The sequence below is a fragment of the Curtobacterium sp. B18 genome (genome assembly GCF_000333375.1).
In the GTDB taxonomy this organism is placed as follows: Bacteria; Actinomycetota; Actinomycetes; order Actinomycetales; family Microbacteriaceae; genus Curtobacterium.
The window spans coordinates 1-20,236 of the sequence record NZ_BACZ01000581.1; the positions used below are offsets into that span (position 1 = coordinate 1).

The following is a 20,236-nucleotide window of genomic DNA, read 5'->3' on the forward strand; positions in this document are numbered from 1 at the left end:
CGTGATCGCGACGGGGCTCGCCGCCGGCCGGGCCGCGGTGACACCGGAGCGCGTCGCGATCAACGTCATGGACGCCCGGATCCCGGACAACGCGGGCGCGCAGCCGGTGNACGAGCCGATCGACCCGGTCGGAGCGCCGGCGGCGTTCAGCGGGCTGCCGATCAAGCGGATCGTCCGCGACGTCCGGGCGGCCGGGGTCCCCGCTGCGGTGTCCAACACCGCGGGGACGTTCACCTGCAACCAGGTCTTCTACGAGCTCATGTCGTTCGCCGACCGCGACGGGTTCCGCGCCGGTTTCGTGCACGTCCCGGCGACCCCGGACATCGCCGGCGACGGCCCCTCGCTCGGGCTCGACGAGATCGTCACCGCGCTCGACGCCGTCGTCCGCGCGTCGCTGGACCCGGCGCCGGACATCGTCGCCGAGGGCGGCGCGGAGTCCTGAGCCGCGCCGCCCTGGCCCGTCAGACGAACTGGCGGAAGTTCGTCGACGCGAGGTCGAGCAGCTCGTCGCCGCGACCGGACAGCACGGTGCGGATCGCGTAGAGCGTGAAGCCCTTCGCCTGCTCGAGGGTCACCGCCGGCGGCATCGACAGCTCCTGGCGGTCGGCCTTGACGGACACGAGCGCGGGGCCGTCGTGCGCGAGGGCCGCCGCGAGTGCGTCCTCGAGCTGGTCGGACTCGTCGACGCGGAAGCCCCGGATGCCGATCGCCTCGGCGACCTTCGCGAAGTCCGGGTTCTGCAGCTCGGTGCCGTATGTGACGAACCCGGCCGCCTTCATCTCGAGCTCGACGAAGTTCAGCGAGGAGTTGTCGAACACGACGATCTTCACGGGCAGCTTGTTCTGCACGATCGTGATGAGCTCGCCGAGCAGCATCGCGAGGCCGCCGTCGCCGGCCATCGCGATGACCTGCCGGTCCGGGAACGCGGCCTGCGCACCGATCGCCTGCGGGACGGCGTTCGCCATCGTGCCGTGCACGAACGAGCCGATCAGGCGGCGGCGGCCGTTCAGCGTGAGGTACCGCGACGCCCACACGACGGGGGAGCCGACGTCCGGGATGAACACGGCGTCGTCCGACGCGAGCCGGTCGAGCACCCGCGTGACGTACTGCGGGTGGAGCGGCTTGTGCTTGCCGGCGGGCACGGCCAGGTCGTCGAGCTTGGCGCGGGTCTTCGCGTAGTGCTTGCGGGCGTCCTCGAGGTGCTTGGCGGGTTTCGAGCCGTCGAGCATCGGGATGAGGGCGAGGGCGGTGTCTTTGACGGTGCCGACCAGGCCGATGTCGACCGGGTGCCGCTTGCCGAGCTGTTCGCCGCGGACGTCCACTTGCACGTGCTTCGCCTTCGCGGGGAAGAACTGCTGGTACGGGAAGTCGGTGCCGAGCATCAGGACGACGTCGGCGTCCTCCATCGCGCGGTAGCCGGAGGCGAAGCCGAGCAGCCCGGTCATGCCGACGTCGTAGGGGTTGTCCCACTCGATGTGCTCCTTGCCGCGCAGGGCGTGCACGATCGGCGCCTGCAGGCGTTCGGCGAGTGCGAGGACCTCGTCGTGGGCGCCCGCGACACCGGCGCCGGCGAGGATGGTGACCCGGTCGGCGCCGTTGAGCAGCTGCGCGGTGCGCTCGAGCTCGGCCTGCGCGGGGATGATCCGCGGCGTGGCGCGCTCGATGGTGGTGACCCGGGGTGCGACGGCCTCGGCGAGGAGCACGTCACCGGGGATGACGAGCACGGCGACACCGCGCTGCTCGACGGCGGCGCGCATCGCGATCTCGAGCAGGCGCGGCATCTGGGACGGGTCGGCGACGTACTCGACGTAGACCGAGCACTCGCGGAACAGCTCCTGCGGGTGGGTCTCCTGGAAGTAGCCGGACCCGATCTCCGCCGTGGGGATGTGCGCGGCGATCGCGAGGACGGGGACGCGGGAGCGGTTCGCGTCGTAGAGGCCGTTGATGAGGTGCAGGTTGCCGGGGCCGCAGCTGCCGGCGCAGACGGCGAGTTCCCCGGTGAGCTCGGCCTCGGCGGAGGCGGCGAACGCGGCCGCTTCCTCGTGGCGGACGTGCTCCCACCGGATCGTCCCGTCCTTCCGGAGCGCGTCCGTGAAGCCGTTGAGGGAGTCCCCGGGGAGACCGTAGACCCGCTGGACGTCGTTCTGACGGAGGGTGGCGACGATGTTCTCGGCAACGGTTGTCATGCCCTCGTGTCTAGTCCCGGCGGCTGATCCCTTGCCGTTCGCTGAGCGATCTCTGATCGTCCTGCACCGGACTCCGGGGCCGACGGGGCGCCGCACCTGCGACGATGGGCGGATGTCCGACCACGACCTCCGCCCCCGCCGACGAGTGTCCGACACGTCCGGGATCCTCGACCGGAGCCGCTACCCGCTCGCGTCGGTGGCGATCGCCGTCGTCGCGGTCGTCCTGATCACGATCGTCGGGTTCACGCTCGGCACGGTCGACCTCGGGCTCTCGAAGGCGCTGAACGGCCTGCACACCGGGGCCCTCGGGGCGTTCACGACCGCGGTCTACCACGTCATCAGCCCCGGCCCGGCGATCGGGATCACCGTCGTGGTGGTCGCGGTGATCTGGTGGCGGACCCGCGACCTGCGTCCGGCACTGGCCTTCGGCGGCACGATCGCGATCACGTGGGTGCCGTCCGCCGTCGTGAAGGAGATCGTGCACCGGGCCCGGCCGGACGTCGCCGTGCTGCCGCACCCGTTCCCCGTGCAGCCGGACCCGGGCTACCCGAGCGGGCACACGGTCTACATCACCGCGTTCGTGATCGCCCTCGTCTGGCTCCTCCGCGACACCCGGTGGCACCGCCTCGTGCTGGGCCTCGGGACCGTGGCGATCGTCGTCGTGTTCTTCGCGGTGTCGATCGACGCCGTGCACTACCCGACGGACGCGGCGGCGTCGATCCTCTGGGCGCTCGCCGTCGCTCCGGGCGTGCGGGTGGTGTGGGTCGACTGGCTGATGCCGAAGATCCCGTTCCTGCGGCCGCGGGGTCCTGCTGCGCAGCGCGAGGTCACGCGCTGAGCGACACCTCACGGGCCGACTGCCGCGTGAACTGTCGCTGAGCGCGAAACCCCGCGCCGAGCCCGCGCCGAGCCCCCGCGCGCTGAGCCCGTGCGCGCCGAGCCCCCCGCGCGACCCTAGGCGCCGACGCCGCGCCGACCGCGCGCCGCCACGAGCGCCACCACGGCGACCACCGCGGCCGCGAGCATCACGACCGCGAGCGGCGCCGCCGTCCCCTCGCCGCCGATGCTGACGAGCGGCGACACGAGCGCCGCGAGCCCGAACTGCAGGGCACCGAGCACGGCCGAGGCGCTCCCGGCAGCCTGCGGCACCGCCCCGAGCGCGAGTGCGGTCGCGTTGCCGAGCACGAGCCCGAGCGACCCCACGGCGGTGAAGAGCGGCACGGCGAGCCAGAACACCGGTGCCGCCGTGACGACCAGCAGGGCGAACGCGACGGTCGAGGCCAGCACGAGCGCGATCCCGAGCGTGAGCACCCCGGTGACCGACCGGGTCGCCGTGAGCTTCGCGGACAGGATGCTGACGCCCATCAGCGCGAGGGCGTTGCAGCCGAAGGCGATCCCGTAGCCCACCGTGCCGAGCCCGAGCATGTCCTGGTACAGGAACGGCGACGCCGAGATGTACGCCATCATCACTGCGAACGCGAAGCCGAACACCGCGGTGTACCCGACGAACGTCCGGGAGCGGAGCGCCCGGACCGGCGAACCCGTCGCGCCGGAGGCCCGTCGTTCGGCGCGCAGGGCGTCACGGCGCGACCGCAGGTGGGTCTCGCGGACCACGGCGAGCACCGCCACGAGCATGAGGACCGACAGCCCGAGCACGATGCCGAGCAGTCCGCGCCAGCCGATCGGCCCGGTCAGCAGTCCGCCGAGCAGCGGTGCGACGACCGGGGCGACCCCGCCGACGATCATCATGAGGGAGAACGCCCGCGCCGCCGGCTTGCCCGTCGCGAGGTCGGAGATCACCGCGCGCCCGATCACCATGCCGGCTGCGCCGCCGAGGCCCTGCAGCAGCCGGGCGACGACGAGCACGCCGACGGTCGGCGCGAGGACGGCCGCGGCGCTCGCGGCGACGCACAGCGCGGCGCCGGCGAGGAGCGGCGGCACGCGGCCGAACCGGTCGGACAGCGGCCCGAAGACGAGCTGTCCTGCGGTCACGCCGACGAGGAACGCGGTCAGCGTGAGCTGTACGGTCGTCGCCGATGCCTGCAGGTCGGTGGTCATCTGCGGGAAGGCCGGCAGGTAGAGGTCGGTCGCGAAGGGAGCGACCGCGCTCAGCAGGCCGAGCACGAGCAGCAGGCCGCTGGTGATGCCCTGCTGTCGGGTCGTGGGCGTCGCGGCGTGCGCGCGGATGGAGCCGGTGTCCGTCGTCATGATTATGAAATCATAACTCATTGTCGACGTCGGTAGGGTGACGCCATGGGATCCGCGCCGTCAGACGACCTCCTCGCCGAGCTCGCCGACGTCGTGCTCCGCATCTCGCGCGAGATCGACCCGAACGGCGCCCGGTCGATCGACATCGTCCCGCTCACCGGGACCGAGGCGCTCGTCATGCGGTGGATCGACCGGAACCCCGGCTCGACCCCGAGTGCGGTGGCCGAGGCGACGGCCCTCAAGCGCAGCAACCTCAGCGTGGCGGTCGGGTCGCTCGTCGCGAAGGGGATGGTCGAGCGTCGGCCCGACCCGGACGACGCCCGGACCGTGCAGCTGTACTCGACCGAGCTCGCCGCGGGCAGCATCGAACGGCTGCACGCGCACTGGGCCGGCATGCTCCGGCAGGCGCTCGGGGGCGACGACGAGGGTGTGGCGACGACGTTCGCCACGCTCACGCGCATCGACGGCCACCTGCGCGACGCGACGCGCTGACCGCGACGCGACCGGCTGTCGGACGGGAGGCGCGGGTCGGCCCCGCCCCGCGCCTCCCGTCCGTCAGGCGGTGCGGTCCGGCACCTCGTCCGCGATCGGCAGCAGTCGCCGGGCGCCGTGCCCCTCGGCACCGAGCTGGTCGCCCGGGTTCATCACGAGGCAGGCGTTCAGCGACACGCAGCCGCAGCCGATGCACTGCGTCATCTCCTCCTGCAGCCGCTCCAGCTCGAGCTGCCGGGCGCGGAGTCGTGCGCGCCACCGCTCGTTCAACCGGTTCCAGTCGCGCAGTGACGGCATCCGGTCGGACGGCAGCGTCTCGAACTGCTCGGCGACCTCGCTGAGCGGGATCCCGAGCCGTTTCGCGACCTGGATGATCGCGATGCGCCGCTCGACGTGCCGTGGGTAGAGGCGGGTGCCGCCGGCCGTGCGCTCCGGGTGGATGAGGCCCTTGCGCTCGTAGAAGTGCAGGGCCGACGCCGCGACCCCGGTCCTCGCGACGACCTCGCCGATCGTGAGGAGGTCGGTCGGGCTCGGACGCGGGATCTCCACCATGGTCGAGATCCTAGGTCAGCACCGAGGCCCGTCGACATAGCGGTTGACATGCAATCTGATGTGCAATATGTTGAACACCACGAGCCGCGAGGGGCGGCTCCCGACCCGGAAGGTCAACCATGACCACGATCCTGCAGTCCCGCACCGCCCGCACCACGACCGCCCGAGCGGCGCGTCCCGACGCCGCGCGCACGACGCTCGCCCTCGACGGCGTCCTCGGTCGGCTCGAGCGCACCGCCGCCCGCCTCCCGTACGCACTGGCGGTGCCGGTGATCCTCGTGCACGCGGCACTCAGCACGCTCGCCTACCGCTGAGCGGAGCCGTCAGGGGGTGAGGACGCGCCCGCGCAGGCGCTCCCGGCTGAGCCCCGGCAACGCGACGCCCGTGTCCTGTTCCAGCACGTGCGTCCCCGGCGGCACGATCCGGTCGATCGCGTCGAGGACCTCGTCGTCGAGCACCACCTCGGCCGCCTGCGCGTAGGCGTCGACGTGCGAGATCGTGCGCGGCCCGACGACCACCGACGACACGTCCGGATGGGTCAGCGCGAACCCCACCGCGAGCTCGAGCAGCGTCAGACCGGACTCGTCGGCGAGGCGCCCGAGCCGATCGGCGACCTCGAGCTTCCGACGGTTCGCCGGGGCGCCGACGTCGTACGCGTGCGGCTGCTCGAGCGCGCGTGGCGACCGGGGCTGCGCGGTGCCGTCCCGGTACGCGCCGGCGAGCCAGCCGCCGGCGAGGGGTGCTGCCGCGAGCACACCGAGGCCGAACCGACGGGCCACCGGGAAGGCCGTGCGCTCCGCGGTGCGCGTGGTGATCGAGTACGGGGCGTGGGTCGCGCTCGCGCTCTTCCCGCCGGACCGGAGCCACTGCGCCTCGACGAGCTCCTCGGCGGGGAAGCCCGGGATCCCGAACGCGCGGATCTTGCCCTGGGTGACGAGGTCCGCGAGCGCGTCGAGCGTCTCGTCGAGCGAGGTCGCCGGGTCCGGGTGCGCGGGCTGGTACAGGTCGATGACGTCGGTGCCGAGGCGCTCGAGGCTGCGCTCGACCGCACGGAACATCCAGCGCCGACCGTTGCCGTGGTGCGACGGGTCGTGGTCGACCGGGTCGCCGAACCGGACCGCCAGGAACACGTCGTCCCGTCGGTCCCCGAGCGCCGCGCCGAGGACGGTCTCGGCGAGCCCCGCGCCGTCCGCGTCGGACACGTCCACCGCGGTGACCCCGCGCCCGAGCGCCTCGTGGACGAGCCGGACGGCGTCGTCGACGTCACGCTCGGCGACGGACGACACGGCACGCGTCCCGAGGGTCAGCGCGCTGACCGGGGCTCCGGTCCGCCCCATGCGTCGCTGTTCCATGGCCGCCACGATAGGAGGACGCACCCCGCGACGGGCCCGGGTGACGAACCGTTACCGCTGGTACCCTGGGTCCGCTCCACCAACACGCAGTGTGTATCTACCGGCCGTCGGCTCCCCGGCGGACAACGGCGGCACCCGATGGGTCCGCCCCCGAAGCTCCCGGGCCGGGCCGAGAAGGCACACCTCCATGCTCCAGACCAGCTCCACCCCGTCCGCCCCCGCGACCACCGACGACCGGTCCCTCGTCGCACACGCCGGACGCTGGTACTTCCCCGTAGCGTTCGTCGCCCGGCTCCCGTTCGCGATGATGGTCGTCGGCGTGCTGACGCTCGTCGTCTCCGCCCGTGACTCGGTCGCCCTCGGCGGCGTGAACTCCGCCTCGGTCGGCATCGGCGCCGCGGTCTTCGGCCCGCTCGTCGGTGCCGCTGCGGACCGCTTCGGGCAGCGGAACGTGCTCGTCCCAGTCGGACTCGTGAACGCCGTGCTGCTCGGGGTGTTCCCCTTCGTGGTGGACGGCACGGCGCCGGACGTCGCGGTGCTCGCGCTCGCGTTCTGCATCGGCGCCTCGGCACCGCAGGTCGCCCCGATGTCCCGGACCCGGCTCGTCGCGATCATCGGGCAGCGGATGGCGCCCGCACGTCGGAGCAAGGTCCTGAGCGGCACGATGGCCTACGAGTCCGCCGCCGACGAGACGGTGTTCATCATCGGGCCGTTCCTCGTCGGGATCCTCGCGAGCGCGATCGCCCCGTGGGTCGCCGTCGCCGGTGCCTCCGCGCTGACGTTCGTGTTCGTCACGGCGTTCGCGCTGCACCCGACCGGCAAGCTCGTGCTCGGCCGCCACGAGGAGCTCGAGCAGGCCCCGGCGCGCCAGCTCCTCCGCCCCCGACTCGTCGTCGTCGTGGTGGGGATCCTCGGTGTCGGCCTGTTCTTCGGCGCGACCCTCACCTCGCTCACCGCGTTCATGGAGACGCACGGCGAGCCGTCGCAGGCTGGGCTGCTCTACGGCCTGATGGGCATCGGCTCCGCGGGGCTCGCGCTCGGCTCGGCGGCGTTCCCGCGCGGCTTCGCCCTCGGGTGGCGCTGGCTCGTGTTCGGCGTCGTGCTGCTCGGCGGCGCGGTCTGGTTCTCGCAGGCCGGTTCCGTCGTCGCCGTGGGCGTCGTGCTCGCGGTGATGGGCATCGGCATCGGCCCGACCCTGGTCGCGCAGTACAGCCTCGGCTCCGACCGGTCGCCCGTCGGCCGCTCGGCGACCACCATGACGATCCTCGGCTCCGCGGTCATCGTGGGCCAGTCGGTCGCGTCGGCGATCACGGGCGACGTCGCCGAACAGCACGGAGCCGGTGCCGCGATGCTGTTCCCTGCCGCGTCCGCGGCGATCGTCGTGCTCGCCGCGGTGGCGAACCTCGTGCTGTCGCGTCGCGCACGCGCGTGACCGCCTGACGGTCCGGAGGGACGGTGCGGGCCCGCACCGCGCCTCCGGGCCGTCAGCTCGTCACGACTCGGTGTCGTCGACGAGCAGGTCCTCGTGGCGGTAGTCGTCCGCCCGCAGGCCGGCCCGCGCGATCATGTGCGTCGACACCGGCACGAGGAACAGTTGGAACACCATGATCGGCAGGACGACCCACAGCGCGGTCCACGTCCACACGGCGACCACGACCGCGGCGAGGGTGAACGCGAGCCCGAGGACCTGCGGCTTCGCCATGGCGTGCAGCCGGACGAGCGGGTCGGGGAACCGGACGATCCCGACCCCGGCGCCGAGTGAGAGCACCGACCCGACGAGGAGCAGGGCGAGCGCGATCCACGCGCGTACCCCGGCGCCGTCGATGAAGCCCTGGATGATGTCGATCACTGGGGACGCTCCTGGTCGTCGGCGTGCTCGGGCGTGGTCACGGTCAGGCCCTCGTCGGACGGGTCCGAGGACGGTGTGACCGCACGCGCGACGGCGATCGTGGCGAAGACGCTCGTCGCCGCGATGACGACGAGGACGGGGACGGCGGTCAGGTCCCGCCGGATCACCATCGCGGCGCCGATCACGACGAGGGCGGTCGTCAGCACCATGTCGGAGCCGATCATCCGGTCGAGGATCGTCGGACCCCGCACGATGCGGAGGACCGCGAGCACGAGGGTGGCACCGAGGAGCGCGAGCACCAGGGCGATCCCGATCCCCATGACGACGACTGCGGCGCTCATCGCGTGACCTCCGGCAGGGGTTCGGACAGTTCGGAGAGGTCCTGCTTCGACCCGAGCGCGCGGATGACGAGCGTCTCGATGCCGAGCGCCTCGCGGCGGGCCGCCTCGACCTGCTCGACCCGCTCGGTGTCCAGCACGTGCAGCAGCAGCCGCCGTCGGCGCAGGTCGACGTCGGCGACGTAGGAGCCGGGCACGAGCGAGATCGCGAGCGTCGCCAGGGTGAAGGTCATCTCGGACGTCGTGTGGAGCTGCACGAGCGTGATCGAGCTCCGGCGGACCCCGCGCGGGCGCAGCGCGACCCAGGCGACCCGGAACGAGGCGAGCACGACGAGGCCGGACCAGACGACGAGGAACCACGCCGCGTGCGGGATCGAGAACCGGGCGGACAGCGGCACCGGGGGCAGCGGGAGCAACTGCGTGACGAGGAGCGCGACGACGATCCCGCACAGCAGGGTGAGCGGCGTCCACGAGCCCCAGAGGAGCGCCCACAGCACGGTGAGCCCGGCGACGAGGGGGACGTCGTAGCGCCACGCGACGGCGATGCGCCGCGCGTTCGTGATGCGCCGGGTGCTGTTCGCGGTCACCGGTCACCCCCGAGCACGGCCTGCACGTAGCGGTCCGGGGACTCGAGCGACTCCGCCGCGCGGGTCGCGTAGCCGTACAGCGGACCGGCGACGACGGTGAGGGCGACGGAGCCGAGCACGGCCACGGTCGTCACGCCGACGAGCATGCGCGGCAACCGGACGTGGGTGGGCGCCTCGCCGACGCCGCCCTGCGTGGCCGTCGGTGCGGTCTCCGGACGGGAGGCGCGGCTCGCGTGCGGTGCGTCGGTGACCGTCACCGAGCCTCCCGGGTGGAAGGCCTTGCCCGTCTCCTCGGAGACGGTCAGGGGCGCCGGTTCCGGCGACCGCAGGTGGGCGTGCGGCTCCGCGACGCTCGCGTGCGGGGCCGCTGCCTCGGCCGCGGGCTTCGGCCGCCAGAAGGCGGCGTCCCAGACGCGCATGAGCGCGTACAGGGTCAGGAGGCTCGTCACGACACCGGCGGCGATGGTCGCGTACGCCAGCGGTGAGCCGTCGATCGCCGCGGCGCGGAAGAGCCCGAGCTTGCCGATGAAGCCGGAGAACGGCGGGATGCCACCGAGGTTGAACGCCGGCACGAGGTAGAGCGCGGCGAGCAGCGGCGCGGCCTTGAGCAGTCCGCCGAGCGATCTCGTCGAGGTCGTGCCGCCCACGCGCTCCATCAGGCCGGAGACCAGGAAGAGCGTCGTCTGCACCACGATGTGGTGGACCGTGTAGAAGACCGCGGCGGCCGTCCCCGCGACCGAGCCGAGGCCGACGCCCATGACCATGAACCCGATGTGGCTGATGAGCGTGAAGGACAGCAGTCGTTTCACGTCCGTCTGCGACACCGCACCGAGCACGCCGACCACCATCGTGAGGATCGCCACGATGAGCAGCACCGTGTTCAGCTGCGGTCTCGGGAAGATGATCGTCTCGAGCCGGATGATCGCGTAGATGCCGACCTTGGTCAGCAGGCCCGCGAACACCGCCGTCACCGGGGCCGGTGCGGTCGGGTAGGAGTCCGGCAGCCAGAACGCCAGCGGGAACACGGCCGCCTTGATGCCGAACCCGATGAGCAGCATCGTGTGGAGGAGCAGCTGCACGTGCTCCGGCAGCCCCGCCACCCGCTCGCTGATCTGGGCGATGTTGACGGTGCCCGTGGCGCCGTACACGAGCCCGATCGCCGCGAGGAAGATCGCCGACGCGATGAGGCTCGTCACGATGTACGTGGTGCCTGCTCGCACGCGCTGCTCGCTGCCGCCGAGGGTGATGAGCACGTAGCTCGCCACGAGCAGCATCTCGAACGCCACGTAGAGGTTGAAGAGGTCCCCGGCGATGAAGGAGTCGAGGACCCCGGCCGCGAGCACGAGGTAGGTCGGGTAGAAGATCGTGACCGGTGCCTCGCCGTCGTCGGCCGCGAGCCCCTGGCCGATCGAGAAGAGCAGGACGATCAGGAGCACGCTCGCGCTCACCGTGAGGAGCAGGGCGCTCAGCCGGTCGACGACGAGCGAGATGCCGTACGGCGCGTCCCAGCCGCCGACCTGCACCACGAACGTGCCGTGCTGGTCGACGAGCACCATGAGCGTCGCGGCGACGGCCAGGGCGACGACGAGCACCACGACGGTGATCGCGCGCTGGAGCTTCTGGTGGTTGAGGAGTCCGAGCGCGACCGCGGCACCGAGCAGCGGGACGAGGACGAGGAGCGGGACGAGCCAGGTCATCGGGTCGCCTCCTGTTCTGCGTCGGTGGTGGTCTCGGGGTCTTCGTCTGCCGGTTCGTCGCGTTCCCGGCCGATCGCGACGTCGGCCTCGTCGACCTCGACCTCGTCGGCGCGGGAGAGCTTCCACGAGCGGTGGATGAGCGCCAGCAGGAAGGCGCTCACCGCGAACGTGATGACGATGGCGGTCAGGGCGAACGCCTGGGGGAGCGGGTCGGTGATGCCCTCGGACGACTTGCCGATCGGCGGGTTCCCGGCGGCGCCGGACATCACGAGCAGCAGCAGGTTCAGGGCGTTGCCGAGCAGGAGGAACCCGAGCAGCATCCGGGTCAGCGAGCGCTCGAGGAGCAGGTACACCCCGCAGGAGAACAGCACCGCCATCGCGATGACGAGCACGAGGGTGACGGTCATGTGGCGCTCCCTTCCGGGGTGGGGGCTTCGGTGGCGTCCCGCACGGGCGTCGCGGACTCCTCGAGGCGCTGCCGGTCGACCTCGGCGCCGAGGCTGCGGAGGACGTCGAGCACGAGGCCGACGACGACGAGGTAGACGCCGATGTCGAAGAACGTCGCGGTGACGAACTCGACGTGGCCGAGCACGGGGACGGTGGCCTCGAAGAACTCGGAGTACAGGGCCTCCTTGCCGAAGAACATCGGTACGAGTGCGGTGATCGCGGCGGTCGCGACGCCGAGGCCGAGCAGGCGACCCGCGCGCACCGGGGCCGCGGCGCCGAGCTCGGCCGGGCCGCCGGCCAGGTACCGCGCCGCGAGGGCGATGCCCGCGACGAGCCCGCCGGCGAACCCGCCACCCGCCGCGTTGTGTCCGGCGAAGAGCAGGTAGACCGACAGCACGATCAGGCCGTGGAACAGCAGCCGCACCACGACGTCGAGCAGGGCCGAACGGCCGGTCGGGATGGCAGCGCTCGTCGGCAGCCAGGCGCGGGGTTCGCCGTCCGTGCGCTCCTCGCGGCCCGGGGCGAGCCGGGCCGGCAGGTCGCGGAGGCGGGGGAGGGTGTCCTCGCGGGAGTTCACGAAGATGAGGCTCGCGACACCCGTCGCGGCGGCGACCACGACCGTCAGCTCGCCGAGGGTGTCCCAGCCGCGCAGGTCGACCAGGGCGACGTTCACCACGTTCAGACCGTGCCCGAACGAGCTCGTCAGCGCCGGCAGGTCCGGCCAGAGCGGTCGGGCGGTGCGGGCCGACGCCGAGACGACCACGACGACCGCCAGCGTCAGGCCGGCCAGCCCGGCGAACAGCGCCCGCGCGATCCGGAACCGCGACGGGTTCGCCGTGTTGATCCGCGGGGGCAGCCGACGCAGGACGAGCACGAAGGCGATGAGGGTCACGGTCTCGACCACGAGCTGGGTCAGGGCGAGGTCGACGGCGCCGTGCAGGACGAACAGCACGGACATGCCGTAGCCGGTCACGCCGACGAGCACGGCGGCGGCGAAGCGGGTCTTGGCGGTCAGGACGGCGATCGCGGCGATCGACATGACGATCACGACCGGGACCTGGCCCCACGAGTCGGCGAACCGGACGTGGAACGCCCACGGGCCGCCGACCACCAGGTTGACGAGCGCCCCGGCGACGAACACCGACAGGATGACGGTCAGGTAGTAGGGGAGCGAACCGCGCTGGAGGCCGGCGGTGAGGCCGGTCGCCACGCGGTCGAGGCCGCGCATGAGGTGGCGGTAGGTGCCCGACGCGCTCGGCGATCCGGCGAGGCGGTGCTGCAGCGCCTCGACCGGGCGGCGCAGGGCGAACAGTGCGATGCCGCCGAGGAGCGTCACGGCGGACAGGCCGAGGGCCGGCTCGAGTCCGTGCCAGAGGGCGAGGTGCGGGACCTCGCCGTCGAGGGCCGCGGCGTGTGCGGCGGGCTCGATGCCGAGCGCGACGAGGGGCGTCGCCACCCCGAGCGCGAGGCCCGTGACGGCGAGCACCGACGGCACGACGCCGAGGCCGTGCAGCCCGTGCGGTTCGGTGTCGGGGACTCCAGGCTTCCGCCCGAAGGCACCCCACAGGAACCGCAGCGAGTACGCCACGGTGAGCACCGAGCCGATCGTGACGCCGACGAGCGCGATCCACGCCCAGGCGGCGTCGGGGCCGTGCAGCGAGTCGATGAAGCCGGTGAGCACGGCCTCCTTCGCGACGAACCCGATCGTCGGCGGGATGCCGGCCATCGACAGCAGGGCGAGGACGGCGACGACGGTGGTCCAGGGCATCCGCCGGCCGAGTCCGCTCAGCTTCGCCAGGTCGCGGGTGCCCGTGACGTGGTCCACCGCGCCGACGACGAGGAACAGGGTGGACTTGAACGCGGCGTGCGCGACCAGCAGTGCCACGCCGCCGAGGGCGACCTCGGGAGCACCCCACCCGGCGGCGAGCACGAGGAACCCGAGCTGGGCGACCGTGCCGTAGGCGAGCAGGAGCTTGATGTCGGTCTGGCGGAGCGCGCGGTACCCGCCGATGAGCATCCCGAGCACACCGAGCACGGTGATCGTCTCGCGCCAGCCGCCGAGCAGCGCGAACGCGGGGGCGAGCCGGGCGACGAGGTAGATGCCGGCCTTGACCATCGCCGCGGCGTGCAGGTACGCGCTCACCGGGGTCGGGGCCGCCATCGCCGCCGGGAGCCAGAAGTGGAACGGCACGATGGCGGACTTCGTCAGCGCACCGAGCAGGACGAGCACGACGGACACCGAGACGATCGTCCCCGACGGCGGGTCGGCGACGATCCCGGAGAGCGACGTCGTACCGGCGGTGACCGACAGCACCACCAGACCGGCGAGCATCGCCAGGCCGCCGGCGGTGGTGACGACGAGCGCCTGCATCGCCGCCGCGCGACTGGCGCGTTTCACCGAGTCGTGCCCGATCAGCAGGTAGGAGAAGACCGTCGTCGCCTCCCACAGGACGAACAGCACGATGACGTCGTCGGCGACCACGAGCCCGAACATCGACCCGGCGAAGGCGGTGAGGACCCCGGCGAACCGGCCGAGCCCCGGTTCGTCCGGGCTGAAGTACGAGGCGCAGTACACGAGGACGAGCGCTCCGACCACGCTCACCACGAGGGCGAGGACCCACGACAGGGCGTCCATCCGCAGGGCGATCGCGAGGTCGAGCTGCGGCACCCACCGGAACCGCTCGGTGACCCCGCCGTCGAGCGCCGGACCGGTCTGCGCCACGGTGAGGACCGCGGCCGCTGCCGGTGCGACGGCCGCGACGTGGAACACACGGCGGCCGAGGACGGGGGTCAGGGCGGGGACGATCAGGGCGACGATCGCGAACGCGACGAGGACGATGACCATCGGGCACCTCCTCGGGGTCGGGCTGCAGTCCGGCTCACTGGGCCCTCACAGCCTACGGAGAGGGGGATGTGGAGTTCCTGAGTGGGCGGACAGGGAGGCCGATCGAGGATCAGGCTTCCAGCACCACTCTGCCCGTCTGCCCGCCGCCCTGTCCGGTCCGGTCTCCTCGGATCAGCGGCCGTACGCCCGTGCCGGGATCTGGGTCGCGAGCTTGCCGCCGGACACGTCCAGCAGCGTGCCCGTGACGTACCCGGCGGCGTCGCTCGCCACGAACACGAGCAGATCGGCCACGTCGTCGGCGGTCTCCCACCGGCGCAGCGAGAGCGTGTCGAGGAGCCGGTCCTGCGCCGCGGTCGGCATCGTCTCGAATCCGTTCATCGCCGTCGGCACCATGCCGGGCGCGTAGGCGTTCACGGTGATGCCCCACGGCCCGAGCTCCGACGCGAGCACCCGGGTGAACGCCACGACGGCCGACTTCGACGCCGCGTAGGCAGCGCTGCCGACGCTCGGCACGATCGCCGCGAAGGACGCCGCGTTGATGATCCGTCCGCGGCCGGCTCGCTGCATCACGGGCGCGACGGCCTGGCTCACCAGGAAGGTCCCGCCCACGTTCACGTCCATGCAGCGCCGCCAGTCGTCCCACCCGAGGTCCGCCACGGCGCCCTCGACGTTGATGCCGGCGTTGTTGACGAGGACGTCGATCGTCCCGTGGCGTCGGACGACCTCGTCCACCGCGCGGCGGACCGAGTCGGGGTCGGCGACGTTGCACACGATCCGGTCGACCGGCGGCGCACCGGCGGACCGGTCGGCCGCGGACACCCCGGCCCCGGCCGCGGACACCCCGGCCCCGGCACCCGCCCCGGCCGATGTCCCGGCGCCGGTCCCGCTCGACCCCGGCCCGTCGAAGGCCAGGTCGAGCGCGACGACCCGGCACCCCTCGGCGTGGAACCGGGCGGCGAGCACGGCACCGATGCCGCGGGCCGCCCCGGTCACGACGACCACGCGGTCGGTCAGGTCGAGGTGCATCGTCGCTCCCGTCGTCGTGCGGTCGTGGTCCGACCGCGCTGGAATAGGCATACCATTCCCGCATGGATGGTGCACGTGTGCTCTGGGTCACCGGCGGCGGCAGCGGGATGGGGGCGGCGAGCGCCCGCGCGGCCGCCCGCGACGGCTGGACGGTGGTGCTGAGCGGCCGCCGGGCGGACCGGCTCGCCGAGGTCGCGGACGCGATCCGCGACGCGGGCGGGACGGCGGACGTACTGCCACTCGACGCGGCTGACCCGGACGCGGTCGCCGCGGCCGGCGAGACCCTGCTCGCCCGGCACGGACGGCTCGACGGGCTCGTCCTGTCGGCCGGGCTGAACGCGCCGAGGCGTCGCTGGGACGACCAGTCGCTGTCGGACGTCCGCGCGGTGATCGACACCAACCTCACCGCGGTCGTCACGGTCCTCGACCGGGCGCTGCCCGCGCTGCGCGCGTCCGGCGGGACCGTCGTCGTCGTGTCCTCGTACGCCGGCTGGTCGTTCCAGCCCGGTGCCGGGGTCGCGTACTCGGCGTCGAAGACCGCGCTCGGCTCGGTCGTGCGGACCCTCAACCAGCAGGAGGCCGCGCACGGCGTCCGAGCGACCCACCTGTGCCCGGGTGACGTCGCCACCGACTTCCTCGACCAGCGGCCGTCGGTGCCGGACGCGGCCGCCCGTGCGGTGATGCTCCGACCGGACGACGTCGCCCGCGCCGTGTCCTTCGTGCTCGAGGCGCCGTCGCACGTGCGCGTCGACGAGCTCGTGGTCAGTCCGGTGTCGCAGCGGTGATCTTCGACCGGGTGCTCGACGGGCTCGGCACCGCGATCGTCGACGGGTCGCTGCCCCCGGGGCACCGCGACAGCATCGACGGGTTCGTCTCCCGCACCGGGTCGAGCCGCAGCATCGTCCGCGAGGCCGTCCGCGTCCTCGTCGGCCTCGGGCTGCTGAGTGCGGGTCGGCGGGTCGGGCTCCGGGTCCTGCCGGCCTCGGAGTGGGACGTGCTCGACCCCCGCGTCGTCGGGTGGCGGTTGGCGGGTCCTGCGCGCGAGGCGACGCTCGCGGAGCTCCGCGCGCTCCGCCGCGCCGTCGAACCGGCGGCTGCCCGCGCGGCGGCCGGGCGCGCGTCCGACGCGTCGCAGCGTGCGAGCCAGGAGGCACTGCTCGCCGCCGCCGACCGCCTCGCCGCCGCCACCGGTCCGGACGACGCGGCCACGTTCCTCCAGGCCGACCGCGAGGTCCACCGTCTGGTGCTGGAGCTGTCCGGGAACGCACTGTACGGACGGCTGCACCGGGTCGTCGCCCGGGCCCTCGACGAGCGGGCGGGCATCCGACCCGCGGTCCACGACGTCGGGCTGCACGCCCGGCTCGCCCGCGCCGTCGTCGACGGGGACCCGGACGGCGCGGGCGCGGCGATGACCGAGATCATCGACCGCACGGGCGCATAGGCTCGACGTGTTCGAAGGAGAACCCATGACGTTCAGCGACCTCGTCCCCGACCCCGGCGCGCTCGAGCGCATCGCGACGGGCAGCACCTGGGCCGAGGGCCCGTGCTGGATCCCCGCGACGCGCACGCTGCGGTGGTCGGACATCCCCGGCGACCGTGTACTCCAGTGGCACGCCGACTCGGGGGAGACCTCGGTGTACGCGCAGGGGGTGGAGTTCACGAACGGGCGCACCCTCGACCGGGGCGGCAGCGTCGTGCAGTGCTCGCACGGACACCGACGGGTGGAGCGCGACCGGGACGGTGTCGTCACGCCCGTCGTCGACCGTTGGCACGGCGTCCGGCTGAACTCCCCGAACGACGTCGTCGTCGCGCGGGACGGCAGCGTGTGGTTCACCGACCCCGCCTACGGCATCACGCAGCCACGCGAGGGCCACCCCGGTGAGCGGGAGTACGGCGACCACTGGGTGTTCCGCTGCGGGCCGGACGGCGAGGACCTGCGCCCGGTCGCCACCGACGTCGACGAGCCGAACGGGCTGGCGTTCGACCCGTCCGAGCAGGTGCTCTACGTCGCGAGCTCCTCGGGCGACGAACCGGTGATCCGGGCCTACGACCGGCGCGGTGTCCGGGGCGAGCTGCTCAAGAATGGCCGCGTGTTCGCCCGGCTCGAACCGGGCGAGGGCGTCCCGGACGGCATCCGCGTGGACGTCGACGGCAACGTCTGGTCGTCGTCGCACCGCGGTGTGGTCGTGTTCGACCCGCACGGCACCCGGATCGGCGCGGTCGTCGTCCCCGAGGTCACGGCGAACCTCTGCTTCGGGGGCGACGACGGCACGACGTTGTTCCTCGCCGCGACGACGTCCGTGTACCGGATCGCCACCACCACGAGGGACGCCGCTGCCGTATCCTGACCCGGCCATGCAGTGCGACTACTTCGACCGCGGGGTGTGCCGCTCGTGCACGCTCATGGGGCAGCCCTACGCCGAGCAGGTCCTCGACAAGGAACTCCGCACGCGTGAGCTCCTGCACGACGCGGTCGAGGCCGTCGGCGGCCCGGGGACGGTTGAGTGGCTGCCGGCGATCACCAGCCCGGAGTCGGCCTACCGCAACAAGGCGAAGATGGTCGTCGGCGGGACGGTCCAGCAGCCCACCGTCGGCATCCTCGACCACCGGCAGCGCGGGGTCGACCTGCGGCATTGCGGCATCTGCACGCCGGGGATCCAGCACGCGCTGCCGATCCTCGCCGCGTTCGTCGCGGACGCCGGGCTCATCCCCTACGACGTCCCGTCCCGCCGCGGCGAGCTGAAGTTCGTGCTCGTGACGGAGTCGCCCGACGGGGAGCTGATGGTGCGGTTCGTGCTCCGCTCCGAGGGGCAGCTGCCACGGCTCCGGCAGCACCTCGACGCGCTGCACCGGGTGCTGCCGAACGCGGTCGTCGTGACCGCCAACCTGCTGCCGGAGCACAAGGCCGTGACCGAGGGCGAGCGCGAGATCGTCCTCACCGAGCGGCAGACGCTGTCGATGCGGCTCGGGGACGTCACGATGCACCTGCGCCCGCAGAGCTTCTTCCAGACGAACACGCACGTGGCCACCGAGCTGTACGCCCAGGCGTCGGCGTGGATCGACGAGGCTGCTCCGGCGTCCATGTGGGACCTCTACTGCGGCGTCGGCGGGTTCGCCCTGCACGCCGCACGGCCCGGACGCGCGGTGACCGGGATCGAGACCAGCCACGAGGCCGTCCGGTCCGCGAAGCAGTCCGCGCGGGACGCCGGCCTCGAGGACGTGCGCTTCGCCGCCGACGACGCGACCGAGCACGCACTCCGCGCCCGCCCGGACACCGTGCCCGAGCTCGTCGTCGTGAACCCGCCCCGCCGGGGGATCGGTACGGCGCTGTCGACCTGGCTCGAGGAGTCCGACGTCCAGCACGTCGTCTACTCGAGCTGCAACCCGGTGACACTGGCGAAGGACCTCGCGCGGATGCCGTCGTTCGGTCTCCGGCGTGCGCGGGTGCTCGACATGTTCCCGCAGACGGGCCACCTCGAAGCGGTGACGCTGCTGTCCCGGGCGTGACCGATCGACGGACAGGAGGCGCGGCTCGACGCCGCCACGTGCCTCCAGACCGGCATTGCCAGGGAATTGCCAAGGTCGTGGCACCGGGTCCGAGGCGATGACCATGCCCATGGGCATCGCGGCGTACAGGTTCCTCCTCGCGAGACCCAGCACCGATGGGTAGAACCGTTTGTCTCGGTTTGATAACGGTGCAGAGTTTCCTATGGTGGCCGACCAGGCGCCCCGGCACGAGACCACTGCCCCCGGAGGCGCACCCCACGAAACGACCGCGATCGGTCGGGACGGGCAGTGGCGATCGGCTCTCGATCCGTGGTCCCGGTGGAGCAATCAACCATGAAGAAGCTTTCTCGTACCCGCACCATCGTCGGTGGCCTCGCCTTCGCAGGCATCGCCGCGACGGGTGTCGGCCTCGCGGCGGCGCCCGCGAACGCAGCATCCGGCTCGACCTGGGACGCCCTCGCGCAGTGCGAGTCCGGCGGCAACTGGGCGATCAACACCGGCAACGGCTACTACGGCGGCCTCCAGTTCTCGCTCGGTACCTGGCAGGCGAACGGCGGCTCGGGCAACCCGGCCGCTGCGAGCCGTTCCGCGCAGATCGCCGTCGCCGAGCGCGTCCTCGCCTCGCAGGGCTGGGGCGCATGGCCCGCCTGCTCCGCGAAGCTCGGGCTGAGCGGCACGACCGGCGCCGCTCCGCAGGCCGCTGCCCCGGCCGCGCCGACGCAGCAGGCCGCACCGCAGCAGCAGGCCCCGGCGACGCAGGCCGCGCCGCAGCAGCAGGCGACCGCGCCCGCGACGAAGGCCGCTCCGGCTGCCCCGGCTGCCCCGAGCAAGCCGGCCCCCGTGAAGACCAGTGGCAAGACCTACACGGTCGTGTCCGGCGAGACCCTCGACAGCATCGCGACGAAGCTGAAGATCGACGGCGGCTGGAACGAGCTGTGGGCCGCGAACACGTCGACCATCGACGACGCGAACCTGATCTACGCCGGCCAGGAGCTCCAGCTCCCCGCCTGATCGTTCCTCCGATCGACAGGACGCCCGGTGACCGTGTGGTCACCGGGCGTCCTGCTGTCCGCGGGCGCGGGCGCGGGCGCTGGTGCGGGCGCCTGTGCGGGCACCCGCGCGCGAGCGTGTGCGCGCGCCCGTGCGGATG

At 72.9% G+C, this 20,236-nt stretch carries 21 protein-coding genes; 10 read left to right on the plus strand and 11 right to left on the minus strand.

Going from position 1 to position 20,236, the window contains the following annotated elements; all coding sequences use genetic code 11:
* Positions 1–37: 37 nt before the first annotated feature.
* Entirely contained in the window at positions 38–442 is a 405-nt protein-coding gene (locus tag I5E_RS15590) for a pyroglutamyl-peptidase I family protein (protein ID WP_441294336.1), read from the plus strand.
* A 19-nt stretch (positions 443–461) separates the two neighbouring features.
* Here I5E_RS15590 and poxB read toward each other — a convergent pair whose 3' ends face one another.
* A complete protein-coding gene (gene poxB, locus I5E_RS15595) occupies positions 462–2,186 on the minus strand; it encodes a ubiquinone-dependent pyruvate dehydrogenase (protein WP_022907795.1) in 1,725 nt (574 codons plus the stop codon).
* A gap of 112 nt (positions 2,187–2,298) precedes the next feature.
* On the opposite strand from poxB, the gene I5E_RS15600 reads away from it, so the two are divergent.
* Complete coding sequence (locus I5E_RS15600) at positions 2,299–3,024, plus strand: phosphatase PAP2 family protein (protein ID WP_022907796.1); 726 nt, start codon at positions 2,299–2,301, stop codon at positions 3,022–3,024.
* 116 nt (positions 3,025–3,140) lie between these two features.
* Here the strand turns inward: I5E_RS15600 and I5E_RS15605 are convergent, their stop codons facing one another.
* A complete protein-coding gene (locus I5E_RS15605; protein WP_022907797.1) occupies positions 3,141–4,394 on the minus strand; it encodes a multidrug effflux MFS transporter in 1,254 nt (417 codons plus the stop codon).
* Positions 4,395–4,439: 45 nt separating this feature from the next.
* Here I5E_RS15605 and I5E_RS15610 point away from each other — a divergent pair, with 45 nt between their 5' ends.
* Positions 4,440–4,886, plus strand: a complete 447-nt coding sequence (locus I5E_RS15610; protein WP_022907798.1) for a MarR family winged helix-turn-helix transcriptional regulator — start codon at positions 4,440–4,442, stop codon at positions 4,884–4,886.
* Between the two features lie 63 nt (positions 4,887–4,949).
* Here the strand turns inward: I5E_RS15610 and soxR are convergent, their stop codons facing one another.
* On the minus strand, positions 4,950–5,438 hold the full coding sequence (gene soxR / locus I5E_RS15615) for a redox-sensitive transcriptional activator SoxR (protein WP_022907799.1): 489 nt from the start codon (positions 5,436–5,438) through the stop codon (positions 4,950–4,952).
* Positions 5,439–5,557: 119 nt separating this feature from the next.
* On the opposite strand from soxR, the gene I5E_RS15620 reads away from it, so the two are divergent.
* Positions 5,558–5,752 carry a hypothetical protein gene (locus tag I5E_RS15620; protein ID WP_022907800.1) on the plus strand — a complete coding sequence of 65 codons (195 nt, stop codon included), beginning with the start codon at positions 5,558–5,560 and terminating at the stop codon, positions 5,750–5,752.
* Positions 5,753–5,761: 9 nt separating this feature from the next.
* Here the strand turns inward: I5E_RS15620 and I5E_RS15625 are convergent, their stop codons facing one another.
* Complete coding sequence (locus tag I5E_RS15625) at positions 5,762–6,790, minus strand: aldo/keto reductase (protein ID WP_022907801.1); 1,029 nt, start codon at positions 6,788–6,790, stop codon at positions 5,762–5,764.
* A gap of 187 nt (positions 6,791–6,977) precedes the next feature.
* Here I5E_RS15625 and I5E_RS15630 point away from each other — a divergent pair, with 187 nt between their 5' ends.
* Positions 6,978–8,222 carry an MFS transporter gene (locus tag I5E_RS15630; RefSeq protein WP_022907802.1) on the plus strand — a complete coding sequence of 415 codons (1,245 nt, stop codon included), beginning with the start codon at positions 6,978–6,980 and terminating at the stop codon, positions 8,220–8,222.
* 60 nt (positions 8,223–8,282) lie between these two features.
* Here the strand turns inward: I5E_RS15630 and mnhG are convergent, their stop codons facing one another.
* The 7 genes from mnhG to I5E_RS15665 all read right to left on the minus strand — a co-directional run bounded on the left by mnhG (position 8,283) and on the right by I5E_RS15665 (position 15,579).
* Positions 8,283–8,639 carry a monovalent cation/H(+) antiporter subunit G gene (gene mnhG / locus I5E_RS15635; protein WP_022907803.1) on the minus strand — a complete coding sequence of 119 codons (357 nt, stop codon included), beginning with the start codon at positions 8,637–8,639 and terminating at the stop codon, positions 8,283–8,285.
* On the minus strand, positions 8,636–8,980 hold the full coding sequence (locus I5E_RS21960; protein ID WP_022907804.1) for a hypothetical protein: 345 nt from the start codon (positions 8,978–8,980) through the stop codon (positions 8,636–8,638). Before I5E_RS21960 ends, mnhG begins: the two co-directional genes overlap by 4 nt.
* Positions 8,977–9,564, minus strand: coding sequence for a Na+/H+ antiporter subunit E (locus tag I5E_RS15645; protein ID WP_022907805.1), 588 nt, complete (start codon positions 9,562–9,564; stop codon positions 8,977–8,979). Before I5E_RS15645 ends, I5E_RS21960 begins: the two co-directional genes overlap by 4 nt.
* On the minus strand, positions 9,561–11,261 hold the full coding sequence (locus tag I5E_RS15650; protein WP_022907806.1) for a Na+/H+ antiporter subunit D: 1,701 nt from the start codon (positions 11,259–11,261) through the stop codon (positions 9,561–9,563). The genes I5E_RS15645 and I5E_RS15650 overlap by 4 nt, the downstream gene beginning before the upstream one ends.
* Complete coding sequence (locus I5E_RS15655) at positions 11,258–11,668, minus strand: Na(+)/H(+) antiporter subunit C (protein ID WP_022907807.1); 411 nt, start codon at positions 11,666–11,668, stop codon at positions 11,258–11,260. The genes I5E_RS15650 and I5E_RS15655 overlap by 4 nt, the downstream gene beginning before the upstream one ends.
* Positions 11,665–14,553, minus strand: a complete 2,889-nt coding sequence (locus tag I5E_RS15660; RefSeq protein WP_022907808.1) for a Na+/H+ antiporter subunit A — start codon at positions 14,551–14,553, stop codon at positions 11,665–11,667. The genes I5E_RS15655 and I5E_RS15660 overlap by 4 nt, the downstream gene beginning before the upstream one ends.
* A gap of 171 nt (positions 14,554–14,724) precedes the next feature.
* Complete coding sequence (locus tag I5E_RS15665) at positions 14,725–15,579, minus strand: SDR family NAD(P)-dependent oxidoreductase (protein ID WP_022907809.1); 855 nt, start codon at positions 15,577–15,579, stop codon at positions 14,725–14,727.
* A 62-nt stretch (positions 15,580–15,641) separates the two neighbouring features.
* On the opposite strand from I5E_RS15665, the gene I5E_RS15670 reads away from it, so the two are divergent.
* From I5E_RS15670 to I5E_RS26720, 5 genes are all read left to right on the plus strand, one after another.
* Positions 15,642–16,364, plus strand: coding sequence for an SDR family oxidoreductase (locus I5E_RS15670; protein WP_022907810.1), 723 nt, complete (start codon positions 15,642–15,644; stop codon positions 16,362–16,364).
* Positions 16,361–17,020: a FadR/GntR family transcriptional regulator gene (locus I5E_RS15675; RefSeq protein ID WP_022907811.1), complete on the plus strand. Its 660-nt coding sequence runs from the start codon at positions 16,361–16,363 to the stop codon at positions 17,018–17,020. Before I5E_RS15670 ends, I5E_RS15675 begins: the two co-directional genes overlap by 4 nt.
* 25 nt (positions 17,021–17,045) lie before the next feature.
* Entirely contained in the window at positions 17,046–17,927 is an 882-nt protein-coding gene (locus I5E_RS15680) for an SMP-30/gluconolactonase/LRE family protein (protein ID WP_022907812.1), read from the plus strand.
* 7 nt (positions 17,928–17,934) lie between these two features.
* Entirely contained in the window at positions 17,935–19,086 is a 1,152-nt protein-coding gene (rlmC, locus tag I5E_RS15685; RefSeq protein ID WP_022907813.1) for a 23S rRNA (uracil(747)-C(5))-methyltransferase RlmC, read from the plus strand.
* Positions 19,087–19,419: 333 nt separating this feature from the next.
* Entirely contained in the window at positions 19,420–20,097 is a 678-nt protein-coding gene (locus I5E_RS26720) for a LysM peptidoglycan-binding domain-containing protein (protein WP_022907814.1), read from the plus strand.
* Positions 20,098–20,236: the final 139 nt, after the last annotated feature.

Excerpts from the sequence above, each read along its gene's own strand:
- I5E_RS15680 (WP_022907812.1), top strand. The coding sequence starts at position 17,046 with ATGACGTTCAGCGACCTCGTCCCCGACCCCGGCGCGCTCGAGCGCATC.
- I5E_RS15650 (WP_022907806.1), bottom strand. The coding sequence starts at position 11,261 with ATGACCTGGCTCGTCCCGCTCCTCGTCCTCGTCCCGCTGCTCGGTGCC.
- I5E_RS21960 (WP_022907804.1), bottom strand. The coding sequence starts at position 8,980 with ATGAGCGCCGCAGTCGTCGTCATGGGGATCGGGATCGCCCTGGTGCTC.
- I5E_RS15625 (WP_022907801.1), bottom strand. The coding sequence starts at position 6,790 with ATGGAACAGCGACGCATGGGGCGGACCGGAGCCCCGGTCAGCGCGCTG.
- poxB (WP_022907795.1), bottom strand. The coding sequence starts at position 2,186 with ATGACAACCGTTGCCGAGAACATCGTCGCCACCCTCCGTCAGAACGAC.
- rlmC (WP_022907813.1), top strand. The coding sequence starts at position 17,935 with ATGCAGTGCGACTACTTCGACCGCGGGGTGTGCCGCTCGTGCACGCTC.
- I5E_RS15660 (WP_022907808.1), bottom strand. The coding sequence starts at position 14,553 with ATGGTCATCGTCCTCGTCGCGTTCGCGATCGTCGCCCTGATCGTCCCC.
- I5E_RS15630 (WP_022907802.1), top strand. The coding sequence starts at position 6,978 with ATGCTCCAGACCAGCTCCACCCCGTCCGCCCCCGCGACCACCGACGAC.
- I5E_RS15605 (WP_022907797.1), bottom strand. The coding sequence starts at position 4,394 with ATGACGACGGACACCGGCTCCATCCGCGCGCACGCCGCGACGCCCACG.
- I5E_RS15610 (WP_022907798.1), top strand. The coding sequence starts at position 4,440 with ATGGGATCCGCGCCGTCAGACGACCTCCTCGCCGAGCTCGCCGACGTC.
- I5E_RS15620 (WP_022907800.1), top strand. The coding sequence starts at position 5,558 with ATGACCACGATCCTGCAGTCCCGCACCGCCCGCACCACGACCGCCCGA.
- I5E_RS15670 (WP_022907810.1), top strand. The coding sequence starts at position 15,642 with ATGGATGGTGCACGTGTGCTCTGGGTCACCGGCGGCGGCAGCGGGATG.
- I5E_RS26720 (WP_022907814.1), top strand. The coding sequence starts at position 19,420 with ATGAAGAAGCTTTCTCGTACCCGCACCATCGTCGGTGGCCTCGCCTTC.
- I5E_RS15655 (WP_022907807.1), bottom strand. The coding sequence starts at position 11,668 with ATGACCGTCACCCTCGTGCTCGTCATCGCGATGGCGGTGCTGTTCTCC.
- soxR (WP_022907799.1), bottom strand. The coding sequence starts at position 5,438 with ATGGTGGAGATCCCGCGTCCGAGCCCGACCGACCTCCTCACGATCGGC.
- I5E_RS15600 (WP_022907796.1), top strand. The coding sequence starts at position 2,299 with ATGTCCGACCACGACCTCCGCCCCCGCCGACGAGTGTCCGACACGTCC.
- I5E_RS15665 (WP_022907809.1), bottom strand. The coding sequence starts at position 15,579 with ATGCACCTCGACCTGACCGACCGCGTGGTCGTCGTGACCGGGGCGGCC.